The organism is Rhodococcus sp. IEGM 1370 (genome assembly GCF_033142325.1).
Classification (GTDB): Bacteria; Actinomycetota; Actinomycetes; order Mycobacteriales; family Mycobacteriaceae; genus Rhodococcoides.
In genome coordinates this window covers 78,189-93,791 of the sequence record NZ_JAWLRY010000017.1, presented here as the reverse complement: position 1 = coordinate 93,791, position 15,603 = coordinate 78,189, and the positions used below count along the sequence as shown (strand labels likewise).

The window sequence follows — 15,603 nt, the reverse complement described above, 5'->3', positions numbered from 1 at the left end:
CGGTTACACATACTTACCCTCATCCTTCGGCGCGAGCGGCCTCGCGCGCGGCGCCCACCGGAACCCCGTTGGGGCCCTCCACCGACTGCGCGTAGACGCCGATTCCGTAGGCCACCGCCGCGCCGTTCTTCGCCAGTGCTGCGCGGTCGACGTTCGCCAGGGTGTCCTGATCGGTGTGGTAGTTCTCGTCGAAGGTCTGATCCGCGGTGCCACCCCACTTCTCGGCCTGCGCGCCGGTCTTGTTCTCGTCCGCGCCGCTGAACACACCACCGGCGGGGATACCGACCTCGATGAACGGCCCGTAATCCGAGCGACCGTCGAAATCGGTGCCGTCGACGGCTACGCCCTCGGTCGCCAGTCGCTCGACGAAGGTGCGCTCGATGGCGTCGGATCCGGCCGGTCCGGCGGGCTCACCCACCTGGTCGGAGTCGTCTCCGTCGTAGGCGAGGTAACCGGCATTGTTCGAGCCGATCATGTCGAAGTTCAAGTACAGCGCGATGTTTCGCTTGTCCTCGTCGGACAGGCCCTCGACGTACTCGGTGGAACCGACGAGTCCGTTCTCCTCGGCACCCCAGAACGCGAAACGCACCGCGTTGGTGACCTCGGGGGCGCTACCCATCTGCAGTGCGGTCTCGAGCACTGCCGCGGTACCGGTTCCGTTGTCATTGATGCCTGGACCCTCGGGGACGCTGTCCAGATGCGCACCGGTGACCACCACGTTCTCGGTGGAACCGGTGGTGGTCTGCGCAATGATGTTGCGGCTGGTGGTCGTTTCGGTCTCGGTGACAAGTGTCAGCGTCACCTCGGGTGCGGCCAGAACGGCCGCCCCGTCCTCCTGGCTGACGCCGCCGGTCGGAATCCGAGCGGTGTCGGTGTCGCCGAGTGTGCCCGAATCGAGCGGTCCCGGTTCGTTGTTGACGATGATCGCGGCGGCCGCTCCCAGTTCCGCTGCAACAGTTTGCTTCACACCGAACGGGCACACTCCGCGCGGCACGACCGCAACGGCTCCGGCCAGGTCGAGGCCGGTGTAGTCGGTCGCCTCGCAGCCGTCTGCACCGGCGGGAGCGCCGACGACGCGTGCGGTGATCCCCTCGGCGGTGGTGGTCGGCGAGTAACTGAGCGCGAACACCGGGATCTCGGCACCCGCCACCGACAGGGTCTGGGTCTGCGCCTCGAAGGTGTCGAAATCGAATTCCGGGGTGGTGACCTCGAACCCGGCCGATTCGAGTTGCGAGACAACATAATCGACACTCGCGTCGTACCCGGCGGTGCCGGCCGCGCGGTTTCCGTCGTTCTCGGCGGCGATGGCTTCCAGTTGTTCGAGGTGCCCCACCAACGCCTCCTCGGTGACCGCTTCCGACAGGCCCGGCCCGTCGGGTGTAGCGAAAACTCTGGCCGGTTCCCCGTCCGAGGTGGACGAGCAACCGGCCAGAATCAAGACAGTGACAGCGCTACTTGCAAGCAAGGAAATCCGCATAGCGGACACCCTACCGGCGAGCGGCGTCAGGCGTCCCGACGATTGACGACGAACACCGCTGCTCCGAAGATCACCGCGGTGAAGGCGACGAAGTAGATCAGGCCGCCGATCGGACCCCAGTGGAAGTCGACGCCGCCGCCGGATCCGAGGAAGTGATTGGCGTTGAGGAAGGGCAGGAACGGCTGGATCTTCTCGCCGACCGTCGGAATCACCCCGACGAGGTTCTCGATGAGCAGTGGCCACAGCAGCAGGATGGCAATTGCTCCGGCGGACTGCCGCATGAGAGCACCGACGCCGATGGCCAGAACCACCTGGACGAACGCCAGGATGGCGGTGCCGTACAGGATGCGCCAGGTTCCATCGACGTCGAAGCCCAGCAGCGCACCTGCCTGCTCACCGGCGAGCGCCTTGGCGAGGTAGAGCCCGATGACGGCGAGCACGAACGACAGGATCGCACCGTAGACACCGACCAGCAGGGCCTTGGCCGCCAGCACCGATCCTCGGTTGGTCACGGCCTGGAACGTGGTGCGGATGAGTCCGAAACGGTACTCGCTGGTCACGGTCAACGCGGCCAAGATCATCAACACCATCGAACCGAACGTTCCGACTCCGAGTCCCACCACGTCGGCTGCCGTCGTGGGCGGAATGCCCTCGGGCGCATCGGTGTCGGTGGCCAACTGTGCAGCCCACCCCAGTATTGCCGCGAACCCGAGACCGAGCACCACGATGATCGCGCTGCACCACCACGGCGACTTGGTCGAGGTGAACTTGATTCTTTCTGCTGCCAAAACGCCCATCAGAGTGCACCGCCCATTGCTTGCTGATTGTTGGGGTTTTCGGCTCCCGCGCCGTGATATTGCACTGTGTCTCCGGTGAGTTTCATGAATGCTTCCTCGAGCGAGCCTCGCTGAGAGGCCAACTCGTGCAATGTGATTCCAGCTCGACCGGCAATGTCGCCGATCGCGTCGGTCGTGGAGTTCAGCACCACCAACGAGGGCTGAAGTTCGTCTGTCTTGTCCGGCTCACGCACGGTGAGACCGGCGGTGGTCAGGGCCTGGCGAAGTCCGTCGAGCTGCGGGCTGCGCACGCGTACCGATGCTTCGGAAGCATGGTCGATGAATTCCTGCACCGTGGAATCGGATATCAACTTGCCGCGTCCGATGACGATGAGGTGCTCTGCGGTCTGCGCCATCTCCGAGAGCAGGTGGCTCGAGACCAGCACGGTGCGGCCCTCGGCTGCCAAGCGCTGCATGAACTTTCGGATCCAGACGATGCCCTCTGGATCGAGTCCGTTCACCGGCTCGTCGAACAGCAGCACCTTGGGGTCACCGAGCAATGCGCCCGCGAGTCCGAGCCGCTGCGACATACCGAGCGAGAACCCGCCCGCGTTCTTCTTCGCGACCTCGGACAGGCCCACCAGCCGCAGTACCTCGTCGACGCGCGACTTCGGAATGCCGTTGGAGGCCGCCATCCACTCGAGGTGCGCACGCGCCGAGCGATTGGGGTGCACCCACTTGGCGTCGAGCAGAGCGCCGACGGTACGCAGTGGCTGCTTCAGGTGGCTGTAGCTCTTGCCCTCGATGGTCGCCGTTCCCGAGGTGGGGCGGTCGAGACCGAGAATCATCCGCATCGTGGTCGATTTGCCTGCGCCGTTGGGGCCGAGGAATCCGGTCACTATGCCGGGCTTGATGGTGAAGGTGAGGTTGTCGACCGCCGTCACCGCGCCGTACTGCTTGGTCAGTCCTGTCACTTCGATCATGGGTCAACCTTCCCCCATCGACAGCGTCCGCACATCGACCCACAGTCGTCAGTTGCATCATCCTTTCGGATGACCCAACCCTGAGACAGTCGGTCACTTCGGCGGCACGCGGCTGCTGGGCACGCGGTCACATGGGCGCGGCCGCAAAAGCGCGCGCGTTTGCCAGACGCGCGCGGAATCGTCCCCGTACCCGCCACTATTCCGCACGCGTTTCACGAACGCGCGCGCGTTTGCCGGATGTGAGGAGGCAGCGGCCACATCGGCGGCGTCGGCGGGACGCGGCCATATTGAGCGTCGGCAGCAGCGGTCACATCGGCGGCGTCGGCGGCGGCACGCGTCCGCAAAAGCGCGCGCGTTTGCCAGACGCGCGCGGAATCGCCCCCGTACCCGCCACTATTCCGCACGCGTTTCACGAACGCGCGCGCGTTTGCTGGAATTCGCAGTACCCCAGGCAACGCAGCACCCCAGGCAACGCAGGTGATCACATGGGCGAGCTGGCCTGAGCCCAGAATCGTTTCGGAATTCGACCCGCATGCCTGGCCTGGTAGCCCGCGGCCACCGCGTTCCGCATCGCCGATGCCATCAGCGCCGGATCCTTCGCCCTGGTCACCGCGGTCGCGAGCAGCACCGCGTCGCAGCCGAGTTCCATCGCGAGGGTGGCGTCGCTGGCGGTGCCGATGCCCGCGTCGAGGATCACCGGCACAGTTGCAGCGTCGACGATCATCTCGATGTTGTGCGGGTTGGCGATACCGAGGCCGGTGCCGATGGGTGAGCCGAGCGGCATGACGGCGACGCAGCCGATGTCCTCCAGTCGCTTCGCCAGGACCGGGTCGTCGGTGGTGTACGGCAGCACCTGGAAGCCGTCGTCCACGAGTTGTTCTGCGGCCTTGACCAATTCGATGGCGTCGGGCAGCAGGGTTCGCTCGTCGGCGATCACTTCGAGCTTCACCCAGTCGGTTTCGAGCGCCTCACGCCCGAGTTGCGCGGTGAGCACCGCTTCGGCCGCGCCGCGGCAGCCAGCCGTGTTCGGTAGCGGCGCGATGTCTAACCGGCGCAGCAGATCCAGCACTCCCGTTCCACCCGCAGCGTCGACGCGCCGCATCGCGACGGTGGTCAGTTCGGTTCCCGACGCGACGAGGGCTTCCTCGAGTACCGCGAGATTCGCCGCTCCCCCGGTGCCGGTGATGAGCCGAGAGGTGAAGGTGCGGCCCGCGATCGTCAAACCCGCCATGCCCTCAACCACCCTGCACCGCCGTGAGAACGTCGATGGTCCAACCCTTTTCGACGCTGGTGGTGTCCCAGCGACTCTTGGGCAGCACCGCTCCGTCGACGGCGACGGCGATACCCTTCTCGGGCAGGCCCAGGAATTCGAGCAGCCGACGCATGGTCATGTCCTCGGTGAGCAGGTGATCCTCGCCGTTGACGGTGATGCCGATCGCGACCTGTGTCATGGTGTCCTCTCGATGTGTGCAAAGCGTTCGGGTGTGGCTGCTTTCGCCTCGGGCAGGGTGTCACCGGAGATCAGCGCGGCGACGGCGTCGGCGGTGATGGGCGCGAGCAGGATGCCGTTGCGGCCGTGTCCGGTGGCGACGACGACGTTCTCGTCGAGCCTGCCGATGATCGGGAGTCCGTCCGGGCTCATCGGCCGTAGGCCGGCAGCGGTTTCGTACAGTTCGTATTCGCCGATGCTCGGCATGAGTCGTTCGGCGTCGGCGATGAGGTCTCGTACCCCGGCGACGGTGACCTGGGTGTCCTCACCGGATTCGTATTGTGTTGCGCCGACGACCAATCCGTCACCGCGTGGCACCAGGTAGATCGGGCGGCCGTGCACGGTTCCGCGGACGGTGCGGTGCGGCGGCGGTGCGGCGCTGGGCCTACGACGCAGCCGCAGGATCTCGCCTTTCACCGGCCGGACCGGCAGTGTCGGCCACAGTGCGGAACAGCGAGAACCGGCGGCCAGGACCACCTGATCGGCGTCGGGAAGTGCGTCGACCGAGCGTGCCACGAACTCCACGCCCGCGTCCAGACACCCCTGCTCGAGCGCGGCGATCAGCGCCCGGTTGTCCACCGACAGTTCGGTCGGAGCCAGCAGGCCCAGTCGAATGTTCTGCGCCAGAGCAGGTTCGAGCTCACGCAGCTGCGCCCGTCCCAGAATCTCGAGTTCGTGTCCCTGCTCGCCCACCCATTCGGCGATGGTTCGTAGATCGGCTGCATCGGCGGAGTCGAGGGCAACCGTCACCGATCCTGCTGCGGAGAACACCGAGGGGCCGGGAAGGCGTCGGGCGAATTCCGGCCAGCGCGCCAACGACGCGGCACCGAGATGCAGCAGTTCGTGTTCGCCGGGCCAACCCTCGGACAACGGTGCCAGCATTCCGCCCGCGACCCACGACGCGCCTTTTCCCAGCGCGGGATCGTGCACGACTACCCGATGACCGTCCTCGGCCAGCCGCAGCGCCGTCGACAACCCGATGACGCCTCCGCCGATAACGACGATGTACACGCGATTCACGTCCTCACTCCCTGCGCCCGCATGATCGGGTTCAGGTATTGACGGTAAGGGCGGCGAACCCACTCTCAGCCCCACGATCCTGAAGGACTCCCGCGATTTCTCGGCCACTCCGTCGTCGGTGGCGGCCACCATGAGAATACAGTTCGCTTTGTGCATCCATCTCAGACCGCCCGCAATCAGACTCCCCGTGAGCGTCTTGCGTCCGCTCGCCTGTACCTGTGTACCGATGCCAGGCGCGACAAGGGCGATCTCGCGCAGTTCGCCGAGGCCGCGTTGTCCGGTGGCGTCGACATCATCCAGCTGCGCGACAAGAACTCCGCAGGCGAGCGCGAGTTCGGCCCCCTCGAGGCCAAGGACGAGCTCGCTGCGCTGGCGATTCTGCTCGCCGCGACCAAACGGCACGGGGCGCTGTTGGCGGTCAACGATCGCGCGGATCTGGCGTTGGCCTCGGGTGCGGATGTACTGCATCTCGGTCAGGGCGATCTACCGGTGCACTACGCGCGGCAGATCCTCGGCCCTGACGTGGTGATCGGGCGCTCGACGCAGAACCGCGCCCAGTCCTCGCTCGCCGCGATCGAGGACGGCGTCGACTACTTCGCCGTCGGTCCGGTGTGGCCGACGCCCACCAAGCCCAACCGCTCGGCCGCGGGGCTCGAGGCTCTGAGGGCGACTGCGGACGCGCTACCGGAGCGGCCGTGGTTCGCCATCGGCGGCGTCGACGCGACCAACGTGGATCAGGTCAAGGCAGCCGGTGCCGACCGAATCGTGGTGGTTCGCGCCATCACCGAGGCCAGGGACCCCCAGGCGGCCGCTCGTTCGTTGGTTCAGGCGCTACAGGCTTAGAGCTACAGCCACGCGAGAACCGAAGACGGCGTCAGGACCTGCACCGATTCCGGCAGCCGATCGCGTAGTCCGCGGTCGGCGGTGACCATCGCCGTCAGGTCTCCGCCCCGGTGGGCTTGGTCGGCGAGCGTGTCGTCGCCGCTGCCGTCGGCGAGAATCGTCCGGGTGCGGGGGTGGTCGACGACCGCGTCCCTGGCCTGGCCTTCGAGCACGGCCTCGATGCGGGTGAGCCAGCCGTACTGACCGCTCGGCAGTTCGACGGTGCGCGGCAGCGTCTCGGCGAGCGAGGTCAGCAGTGCACCGGTCGATCCGGCGCGGTCCTTCCACCACCCGTTCGGTCGCGAGCCGAGCACGTTGGCGGTGTCGAGCAGCACCCGCAGCGGCACGGTGCGCAGCGACGGCCAACTGGACGCGAAACCCGGGTGCAACGGGAGTTCGTCGACGATCGACTCCGGCACCCAGCGCAGTTCGGTGCTCTCGCCGTTGGGCACGGTGGTCAGAGGGTGGTCGGTATCGGCGACGACGGTGGTGTACGACCAGCCGCTCTCGACACTGGCAGTGACGCGCTCGCTGCGCACCCTGACCTGTTCGTCGGAGATACCGGCTTCTTCGTGGGCCTCGCGTACCGCCGCGTGCGCGGTGCTCTCGTGGGAATCGCGAGCTCCGCCGGGTAGTGCCCAGGTTCCGCCCTGGTGGCTCCACAACGCTCGGTGCTGCAGCAGCACCATCGGCTCACCGGTGTTCGACGGTTCGTTCGACGGTGCACGCAGCAACAGTCCGGCGGCACCGTGCTTTCCCCAGTGCCGAGAACCGTCCGTACCGATCACCCAACCGTCCCCGTCACCACGCATGCTCTCCAGCGTAGGGGAATCATCCTTCTGTAGTGACTGCGCTGTAGTGGCTGCAGTACGGTCCGCCTGCTTATATGCTCGGGTGCGTGATCGCGGCCGGCATTACCCCCTCCGCTGCCGTCCCCCCGACAACGGCTACACACGTCGGTGCCGCTGCAGGCAAGCCGCCGGTTCGATACACGATGCGTTCGACGCCTGCGCGGTTGGTCGCGATGGGAACCGCGCTGGTGTTCTTGGCCTTGACGGTCGGAAATCTTGCGTCCACGGCCGTGACCGATCGGGTCGACACCCTGGGCACCCTGTTGGTGCGGACCGAGCCCTTCGCGAACTCGGCACAGAATCTGTACGGGGCACTGTCGGTGGCGGATGCGGCTGCGGCCACCGCCTTCATCGCCGGCGGTCTCGAGCCGCCCGAGGTGCGCGAGCGCTACTCACAGGCGCTCGGCGAGGCGTCGTCCGAGCTGATCGCGGCCTCGGCCGGGGTCGCCGAGAACGACGCGGCCACCAGCGCGGTGCTCACGCAGATCGCCGCCGGGTTACCGGTATACAGCGGTCTGGTCGAAACGGCGCGAGCCAACAACCGCAGCGGAAATCCGGTGGGCGCGGCGTATCTCGGCGAGGCGTCGACGATGATGCAGACGACTTTGCTGCCGCTGGCCGAGAAGTTGTACACCGAGCAGGCGTCTCGGGTGTCGGCCGATCAGGAAAGATTCACCAGTCCGCCACTGTTCGCAATCGGCTCGCTGGTGTTCCTGTTGCTGATGACCGGCGTGGCCCAGTGGTACCTGTCGCGGACCACTCGCCGCACGTTGAACGTCGGATTCCTCGCTGCCACAGTCGCTGTCGCCGGCCTGCTCGGCTGGATGCTGGTGGTGGGACTGATTTCCTCGATCGCCACCGATCGCGCGATCGACCGCGGCGTGTCTCCGCTGAAGTCGTATACGACGGGTTTCATTCTGGCGCAACAGGCCAGAGCGGACGAAACTCTCGACCTCGCCCGTCGCGGCGGCGGCCAGGATTACGGACAGTCGTTCGACGCGAACGTCTCTCGGCTCACGGAGATGTTCCAGGGCGACACCGCGGTGATCGATGCACTGAACACGTGGTCGGTCTCGCATTCCAGAATCGATTCCGCCCTCGAGGTCGGCGATTTCAACGGTGCGGTCTCCATTGCCACCGGCACCGGCGAGTCCGATTCGGCGGCCGCGTTCACCGCACTGGACAGCGTTCTGGTCGACGGAATCGAGAATGCGCGAAGCGAACTGCGGTCCAACATCGACCGATCGGTATGGGTGCTGTCCGGGCTGTCGAACGGCGCGTACGTGCTCACCGTCGTCGCGTCGGTTGCCTTCGGCGTCGGCCTGTTCCCGAGACTGCGGGAGTACCTGTGAAACGTCTACTCGCCGTCGGCATCCTGGTCACCGCCCTGTTGGTCGGCTGTGCACCGCCCGAGAACTCTGCGCCGCAGGTCGACACGACGTTCACCGAACCGCCGCTGCCGGAGGGCGCTTCCGTCGCCGCTCGGCCCACCGAGAGCCCAGCCGACGACGAGTGCGCCCGCCCCACCGCCAGCCTGCGACCACTGGCTACCGGCACCGATGTTCCGCCGCCGCCGCAACCGACCGTCGACGCACTGCGCGCCAAGGGCCGCTTGGTCGTCGGACTGGACACGGGCAGCAACCTTTTCAGCTTCCGCGACCCGATGACCGGGCAACTGGTCGGCTTCGATGTCGACATCGCTCGGGAGGTCTCACGAGACCTGTTCGGCGATCCCAACCGGTTGGACTTCCGTATCCTCACCTCCGCGGAGCGGCTCGAAGCTCTGCAGAATTCTTCGGTGGACATGGTGGTCAAGACCATGACCATCACGTGCGCACGCCGCAAGGACGTCCAGTTCTCCACCGTGTATTTCCAAGCGCAGCACCGTGTTCTGGTGGTGCAGGGGTCGGGCATCCGCGGAGTCGAGGACCTGGCGAACAAGCGAGTGTGCGCCGTGGAGGGCACCACGTCGCTGCGACGCCTCCAGCGCGTCCAGCCCGCCGCGACCGTGGTGACGGTACCGATGTGGTCGGATTGCCTTGTGGTACTGCAGCAACGGCAGGTCGACGCCATCAGCACCGACGACGCGATCCTCGCCGGTCTGGCAGCACAGGATCCGTACCTCGAGATCGTCGGCGACAGCCTGAGCCCGGAGCCGTACGGGGTGGGAATCAACAAGAACAACGAGGATCTGGTGCGCTTCGTCAACGGAACGTTGGCACGCATCCGCTCCGACGGCACGTGGAATCGCATCTACAACCGGTGGCTGACCGTCCTCGGCCCCTCCCCCGGTCCGCCCAACGCGTCGTACAGCGATTAGGGGCCTCGGAATATGGACGACGACGAACAGCAGGCAACCGCCCCGGCGGAGCGAACTCAGGCGGTCTCGCGCACCGACGACAGCGAGCGCACCCGGGCAGTGTCGAGAACGCAAGCAGTCTCGGAAACGGACGGCGTCGAGCGCACTCAGGCCGTCTCGCGGTCACCGGTCGACGATCGAACCCCGCCATCGAATGCGTCGTACTCCGCTTCCACCCGCTCCAAGACGGGTCGGTCGAGGTCCGGTCGATCGCGCAGCACTGGGATTCGGCGGCGACTCGGCGGCGGTCTGGTGGAAGTGCCTCGCGTCGAACCGATCGATCCTGCCACGGCCGTGATGTCGGATCCGACGGTGCCGCAGCACAAGCGGTTCTGTTGGAAGTGCAACGCCAAGGTGGGCCGCAGTGAACCGGACGAGCCCGACGTGGCGATGGGCATCTGCCCGCACTGCGGCGCAACGTTCGACTTCACTCCCTTGCTGGAACCCGGCGATCGCGTGGTCGGCCAGTACGACGTGCAGGGCTGCATCGCGCACGGCGGACTCGGCTGGATCTACCTCGCCATCGACCGCAACGTCAGCGACCGCTGGGTGGTGCTCAAGGGACTGCTGCATTTCGGTGACGAAGAGGCCCACGCCGTCGCGGTCGCCGAGCGGCAGTTCCTCGCCGAGGTCGCCCATCCCGGCGTGGTGAAGATCTACAACTTCGTCGAGCAGCCCCGCAGCGACGGGTCGACCGTCGGCTTCATCGTCATGGAGTACGTCGGCGGCCGGTCACTGCGCGACATCCTCACCTCGTGCGGCGACGGCGCACGCCTACCCGTCGAGCAAGCACTGGCCTATGTTCTCGAAGTGCTTCCGGCCCTGGGCTATCTGCATTCGATCGGACTGGTCTACAACGACCTCAAGCCCGAGAACATCATGGTCTCCGACGACCAGATCAAACTCATCGACCTCGGAGCGGTCGCGGGTATCGAGGACTACGGCTACCTGTACGGCACGGTGGGCTACCAAGCACCGGAGATCGTCAAGACGGGACCGACGGTGGCGTCGGACATCTTCACGGTCGGCCGCACGCTGGCGGTGTTGACCCTGGACATGCCGTCGAAGAACGGCAAGTACCTCGACGGCCTCCCCTCGGTCGAGGAATCCGAAGTGCTACAGCAGTTTCCGTCCCTGCATCGACTGTTGCTGCGCGCGACACACGAGGATCCCACTCGACGGTTCCGATCCGCGGACGAGTTCGCCGGGCAGGCCACCGGTGTGCTGCGTGAGATTCTGGCCATCAGGACGGGTGTCGAGCGGCCGGGGCTGTCGACGGTGTTCAGCCCGCCGCGTACGACCTTCGGCACCGAGCAGTCGGTGGGGCGAACCGACACCTATGTGGACGGTACGGTACGGCACGAACGAATGACCGCCTCGGAAGTGGTTGCTGCGCTTCCGGTTCCGCTGGTGGACCCCAACGACCCGAGCGCGCCGCTGTTGGCGGCAGCCGTGCACGTCGAACCTCGACAGACCCTGGACTCGCTACAGCACGCCAAACGCAACGGTATCGAACGCGTCACCGCCGGAGCCGAATCGAGCCGTTCCGCAGGGTCCTCCAGTCCCGTGGAACTGAGCCTCGAAATCACCCTCGCCGAGGTCAAGGCCCATCTGGATCTGGGGAACGTCGTCGAAGCAACCGACATTCTGGCCAAGGTGCAGTCGCCCGACCACACCGCGGATCCGTGGCGAGTGCAGTGGTACGCAGGCCTGATCGCGCTGCTGCATCACGAATACGATTCTGCGTTCACGAGTTTCGACAACGTACTCGGGGCGATGCCCGGCGAACTCGCACCCAAGCTCGCTCTCGGAGCCACCTCGGAGCTGCTCGGTCATGTGGCTGCGGGCAACGGCGAGGAAGCCGAGAAGTGGCGGGCCCGCGCCGAGGGACTGTATCGAGCGGTGTGGCGGACCAATCGCGGCATCGTGAGCTCGGCGTTCGGCTTGGCCCGGCAGTTGCAGCGGCGCGGCGATCAGACCGGGGCAATCGCAGCGTTGGATCAGGTGCCGATCAGTTCTCGGCACTACTCGATGGCGCGCATGACAAGCGTGCTGACACTGCTGATGGACCGCTCGCGAGCGGAGCTGTCCGAGGCCGATTTCCGTTCTGCTGCACGGCGAGTGGCGTTGCTGCCCAAAGCCGAGAGCCGGGCGCTGCAGATGCGGACACTGGTACTGGCGATGGCGCTGGACTGGATCGTCTCCGGCCACGCCGCCACCGCCGAGCGAGAACCCATTCTCAGCGTCCCGTTCACCGAGGACGGCTTGCGGCGCGGCACCGAGAAGGGCCTGAGGGCACTGGCCCGCAACGCCACCGATCGCGCCCACCGTTTCTCGTTGGTGGACCTGGCGAACGCCATTCGGCCGCGTTCGCTGTTCTAACTGCGTACCAGGCTGTCCGCTGCCCGAGCGATCGCCAGCTCCTCGTTGGTGGGCACCACCAGCACCGTGACGGTCGACGAGTCTGTGGAAATCACCCGAGCCTGCTTGCTGCGCAACGCATTACGCTCTGGGTCGATCTCGATGCCGAAGCCCTCGAGATTTGCCAGGGCATCGGCGCGCACTGCTGCGGCGTTCTCGCCGACACCGGCGGTGAACGTGATGGCGTCGAGCCGGCCCAGCCCGATCATGTACGCACCGATGTACTTGCGCAGACGGTGGATGTAGACGTCGTACGCCAAACGCGCGGAGGCGTCGCCGTCGTCGATCCGCTGTTGCAGTTGCCTGAAGTCGTTCACCCCGGACAGTCCGATCAACCCGGAGCGACGGTTGAGCAGGGCATCGATGTCGTCGACGCTCATGCCTGCGCTGCGACGCAGATGCAGAATCACCCCGGGGTCGATATCCCCACTGCGGGTACCCATCACCAGACCTTCGAGGGGAGTCAGTCCCATCGAGGTGTCGACCGCCTTGCCGCCGGCGACCGCCGAGGCCGAGGCCCCGTTGCCCAGGTGCAGCACGATCTGATTCAGCTCCGCGAGATCGCGTTCCAGGAACTGCGCCACCTGGTCCGAGACGTAGTGGTGCGAGGTGCCGTGGAAGCCGTAGCGCCTGATGTCGTGCTCGGCGGCAACGGTCGCGTCGATGGCGTAGGTCGCGGCCGCGTCGGGCAGGGAATGAAAGAAGGCGGTGTCGAACACTGCCACGTGCGGCACGTTCGGCAGCTGCTTCCTGGCGACCTCGATGCCCAGCACGTTCGGCGGATTGTGCAGTGGTGCAAGACTACTGAGGTCCGAGATCTGCTGCACGACGGCGTCGTCGATGATCGTCGGCCGGTAGAACACGGTCCCGCCGTGGACGACACGATGCCCGACCGCGGTGACCGATTCCAGTTCGACGCCTGCGTCGGCGAGCATCTCGAACGCCAGCGCCAGACCGGCACCGTGGTCGTCGATGTGCTCGATTCGCTCGACACTCTCGCCCCGATAGTCGAGTTCGACTCGGCCGTCGGATTCACCGATGCGCTCGACGAGCCCAGTGGCCACGGACTCTCCGGAGCCTGGTTCGACGAGTTGGAACTTGACCGAGGACGAGCCGGAGTTGACGACGAGGATGCTCACTTGCCCTCCTGATCGGCTGCGGCGGCAATCCCCTGCGCCTGAATCGCTGTGATGGCCACGGTGTTGACGATGTCCTCGACCAGCGCACCGCGCGAGAGGTCGTTGACAGGCTTGCGCAGTCCCTGCAGAACGGGGCCGACGGCAACCGCACCGGCGCTGCGCTGGACGGCCTTGTAGGTGTTGTTGCCGGTGTTGAGGTCCGGAAAGATGAACACCGTCGCTCGGCCTGCCACGTCGGAATCGGGCAACTTCGACGCGGCGACGGACGGTTCGATCGCCGCGTCGTACTGGATCGGACCCTCCACGAGCAGTTCCGGATTGCGTTCGCGCACAAGCGCTGTAGCTTGCCGCACCTTGTCGACGTCGGCTCCTGAACCGGATTCGCCGGTGGAGTACGACAGCATGGCCACCCGTGGTTCGATCCCGAACTGGGCCGAGGTCTGCGCCGAGGACACGGCGATGTCGGCGAGCTGCTCGGCCGTCGGGTCGGGTACGACTGCGCAGTCACCGTAGGCGAGAACACGATCGGACAGGCACATCAGGAAGATCGACGACACCGTCGACACGCCCTCGGTCGTCTTGATGATCTCGAACGACGGCTTGATGGTGTGCGCGGTGGTGTGCGCGGCACCGGAGACCATGCCGTCGGCAATTCCCTTGTGCACCATCATCGTTCCGAAGTACGAGATGTCGGCCATGATCTCGCGGGCACGGTCGATCGTCATACCCTTGTGCTTGCGCAGCTCGGTGTACTCGGCCGCGAAGTCCTCGGCGTAGTCGCAGTTCTTGGGGTCGAGAACCGTCGCACTGTCGAGATCGACGCCCAGTTCCGATGCGCGTCGTCGAATGGGACCTTCCTCGCCGAGGATCGTCAGGTCCGCGACCTGACGCTGCAGCAGACGTCCGGCAGCCCGGAGGATGCGATCGTCGCCGCCCTCGGGGAGCACGATGTGCTTGCGGTCGGCGCGCGCCCGGTGAATCAGCTGGTACTCGAACATTTGCGGGGTCGTGATGGTGGGAATGGCGATGTCGAGCCGCTCCAGAAGAGTTTTCGCGTCGACCCGCTGTTCCATCAGACCTAGCGCGGTGTCCACCTTGCGCTGCGAACCCACCGCCACGCGGCCGCGCGTCTGCGCTGCAGCAGAAGCGGTATCGAAGGTGCCGAGCTCGGTGGTCAGGATCGGCAATCGGGGGCCGAGGCCCGCCACCAGACGAGCGATCGCCGGATGGGGTTCGATGCCGCCGTTCATGATGATGCCGGCGAGAGACGGAAAGCCCTCCGCCTCATGCGCATTGACGAGGGCGAGCAATACGTCGGATCGGTCTGCCGGCGCAATGACGACGACGCCCTCGGTGAGGCGTTCGAGAATGTGCTCGGCCGTCATGCCACCGACCATGACCCGCAATGCTTCTCGTTGCAGCAGCGACGAATCACCGCTGTACAGCGTGCCGTCCACCGCCTCGAGCAGTTCCGCCATCGTCGGCGCGACGAGGAGCGGAATCTCCGGCAGAGACCACGCGGGCACGCCGACCGACGCCAACGCGTCGGTGACAGCATCGAGATCCTCGGGGGCGCAACGGTTCGCCACGATCGCAGCCAGGTGGGCATGATGCTGACGCAGTTCGCCCTGGCACAGAGTGGCCAACTGCGCGATCTCGTCGGGCGTGCGACCGGACCCGCGCAGCGCAAGCAACACGGGGGCACCGAGATTGACCGCGATGCGCGCATTGAAGCCGAGTTCACTGGGGCTGCCGACGTCGGTGTAATCACTGCCCACGATCACCACGGCGTCGCACTGGGACGCCACCTCGTGATACCGATTGACGATCTCACTGAGCGCTGCATCCTGATCGGCGTGCACCTGCTCGTACGTGACACCGAGCGACTGCTCGTACGTCAGATCTGCGGTGGTGTGCTCGACGAGCAACTCGAGGATGTAATCGGGCTCGTCGGTCGACCGAGCAATGGGACGGAACACCCCCACCCGGGCCGCGGAAGCGGCGAGCATCTGCAGCACACCGAGCGCGATGGTCGATTTCCCGGTATCCCCTTCCGGTGACGCGATGTAGATGCTCGAGGGATACATGTCCGACGCGTCGGTGCCGCTGGGCTCAGCCATGGCAGCCAGCCTAGTAGGGGTCGTTCCGCAGGCTCCACTCCTGCCTAGTAGGGGTCGTTCCGCAGGCTCCACTCCTGCCCAGTGGG

At 66.2% G+C, this 15,603-nt stretch carries 13 protein-coding genes and 1 riboswitch; of the genes, 4 read left to right on the top strand and 9 right to left on the bottom strand.

Annotation, left to right across the window (positions count from 1 at the left end):
- Window positions 1-19 precede the first annotated feature (19 nt).
- The 6 genes from R4P47_RS19245 to thiO all read right to left on the bottom strand — a co-directional run bounded on the left by R4P47_RS19245 (window position 20) and on the right by thiO (window position 5,736).
- Window positions 20-1,477, bottom strand: coding sequence for a M28 family peptidase (locus R4P47_RS19245; RefSeq protein ID WP_317785480.1), 1,458 nt, complete (start codon window positions 1,475-1,477; stop codon window positions 20-22).
- Between the two features lie 26 nt (window positions 1,478-1,503).
- Window positions 1,504-2,274, bottom strand: a complete 771-nt coding sequence (locus tag R4P47_RS19240) for an ABC transporter permease (protein ID WP_317785479.1) — start codon at window positions 2,272-2,274, stop codon at window positions 1,504-1,506.
- On the bottom strand, window positions 2,274-3,236 hold the full coding sequence (locus R4P47_RS19235; protein WP_094640986.1) for an ABC transporter ATP-binding protein: 963 nt from the start codon (window positions 3,234-3,236) through the stop codon (window positions 2,274-2,276). Before R4P47_RS19235 ends, R4P47_RS19240 begins: the two co-directional genes overlap by 1 nt.
- 481 nt (window positions 3,237-3,717) lie before the next feature.
- Entirely contained in the window at window positions 3,718-4,467 is a 750-nt protein-coding gene (locus R4P47_RS19230) for a thiazole synthase (protein WP_317785478.1), read from the bottom strand.
- Window positions 4,468-4,471: 4 nt separating this feature from the next.
- Window positions 4,472-4,687, bottom strand: a complete 216-nt coding sequence (gene thiS, locus R4P47_RS19225) for a sulfur carrier protein ThiS (protein ID WP_037186702.1) — start codon at window positions 4,685-4,687, stop codon at window positions 4,472-4,474.
- Entirely contained in the window at window positions 4,684-5,736 is a 1,053-nt protein-coding gene (gene thiO / locus R4P47_RS19220; protein ID WP_317785492.1) for a glycine oxidase ThiO, read from the bottom strand. The genes thiS and thiO overlap by 4 nt, the downstream gene beginning before the upstream one ends.
- Window positions 5,735-5,849, bottom strand: a riboswitch (TPP riboswitch). (Overlaps the previous gene by 2 nt.)
- 46 nt (window positions 5,850-5,895) lie before the next feature.
- Between thiO and thiE the strand changes: the two genes are divergently transcribed.
- Entirely contained in the window at window positions 5,896-6,588 is a 693-nt protein-coding gene (gene thiE / locus R4P47_RS19215) for a thiamine phosphate synthase (RefSeq protein ID WP_068048054.1), read from the top strand.
- Window positions 6,589-6,590: 2 nt separating this feature from the next.
- Here the strand turns inward: thiE and R4P47_RS19210 are convergent, their stop codons facing one another.
- On the bottom strand, window positions 6,591-7,439 hold the full coding sequence (locus tag R4P47_RS19210) for an NUDIX hydrolase (protein WP_149406557.1): 849 nt from the start codon (window positions 7,437-7,439) through the stop codon (window positions 6,591-6,593).
- Window positions 7,440-7,525: 86 nt separating this feature from the next.
- Here R4P47_RS19210 and R4P47_RS19205 point away from each other — a divergent pair, with 86 nt between their 5' ends.
- The 3 genes from R4P47_RS19205 to R4P47_RS19195 are packed head-to-tail and all read left to right on the top strand — an operon-like array spanning window position 7,526 to window position 12,219.
- Window positions 7,526-8,830, top strand: coding sequence for a hypothetical protein (locus R4P47_RS19205; protein ID WP_231893724.1), 1,305 nt, complete (start codon window positions 7,526-7,528; stop codon window positions 8,828-8,830).
- Window positions 8,827-9,798, top strand: a complete 972-nt coding sequence (locus R4P47_RS19200; protein WP_149406555.1) for a glutamate ABC transporter substrate-binding protein — start codon at window positions 8,827-8,829, stop codon at window positions 9,796-9,798. Before R4P47_RS19205 ends, R4P47_RS19200 begins: the two co-directional genes overlap by 4 nt.
- A 12-nt stretch (window positions 9,799-9,810) precedes the next feature.
- Window positions 9,811-12,219, top strand: coding sequence for a serine/threonine-protein kinase (locus tag R4P47_RS19195; protein WP_317533945.1), 2,409 nt, complete (start codon window positions 9,811-9,813; stop codon window positions 12,217-12,219).
- On the opposite strand, the gene R4P47_RS19190 is transcribed toward R4P47_RS19195, so the two are convergent.
- Window positions 12,216-13,397 carry an acetate kinase gene (locus R4P47_RS19190; RefSeq protein ID WP_317785477.1) on the bottom strand — a complete coding sequence of 394 codons (1,182 nt, stop codon included), beginning with the start codon at window positions 13,395-13,397 and terminating at the stop codon, window positions 12,216-12,218. The genes R4P47_RS19195 and R4P47_RS19190 overlap by 4 nt on opposite strands.
- Complete coding sequence (gene pta, locus R4P47_RS19185; RefSeq protein ID WP_188078694.1) at window positions 13,394-15,517, bottom strand: phosphate acetyltransferase; 2,124 nt, start codon at window positions 15,515-15,517, stop codon at window positions 13,394-13,396. The genes R4P47_RS19190 and pta overlap by 4 nt, the downstream gene beginning before the upstream one ends.
- Window positions 15,518-15,603 lie beyond the last annotated feature (86 nt).

Coding starts and splice junctions, on each gene's coding strand:
- pta (WP_188078694.1), bottom strand. CDS start 15,517: ATGGCTGAGCCCAGCGGCACCGACGCGTCGGACATGTATCCCTCGAGC.
- R4P47_RS19245 (WP_317785480.1), bottom strand. CDS start 1,477: ATGCGGATTTCCTTGCTTGCAAGTAGCGCTGTCACTGTCTTGATTCTG.
- R4P47_RS19235 (WP_094640986.1), bottom strand. CDS start 3,236: ATGATCGAAGTGACAGGACTGACCAAGCAGTACGGCGCGGTGACGGCG.
- R4P47_RS19210 (WP_149406557.1), bottom strand. CDS start 7,439: ATGCGTGGTGACGGGGACGGTTGGGTGATCGGTACGGACGGTTCTCGG.
- R4P47_RS19240 (WP_317785479.1), bottom strand. CDS start 2,274: ATGGGCGTTTTGGCAGCAGAAAGAATCAAGTTCACCTCGACCAAGTCG.
- thiS (WP_037186702.1), bottom strand. CDS start 4,687: ATGACACAGGTCGCGATCGGCATCACCGTCAACGGCGAGGATCACCTG.
- R4P47_RS19230 (WP_317785478.1), bottom strand. CDS start 4,467: ATGGCGGGTTTGACGATCGCGGGCCGCACCTTCACCTCTCGGCTCATC.
- R4P47_RS19195 (WP_317533945.1), top strand. CDS start 9,811: ATGGACGACGACGAACAGCAGGCAACCGCCCCGGCGGAGCGAACTCAG.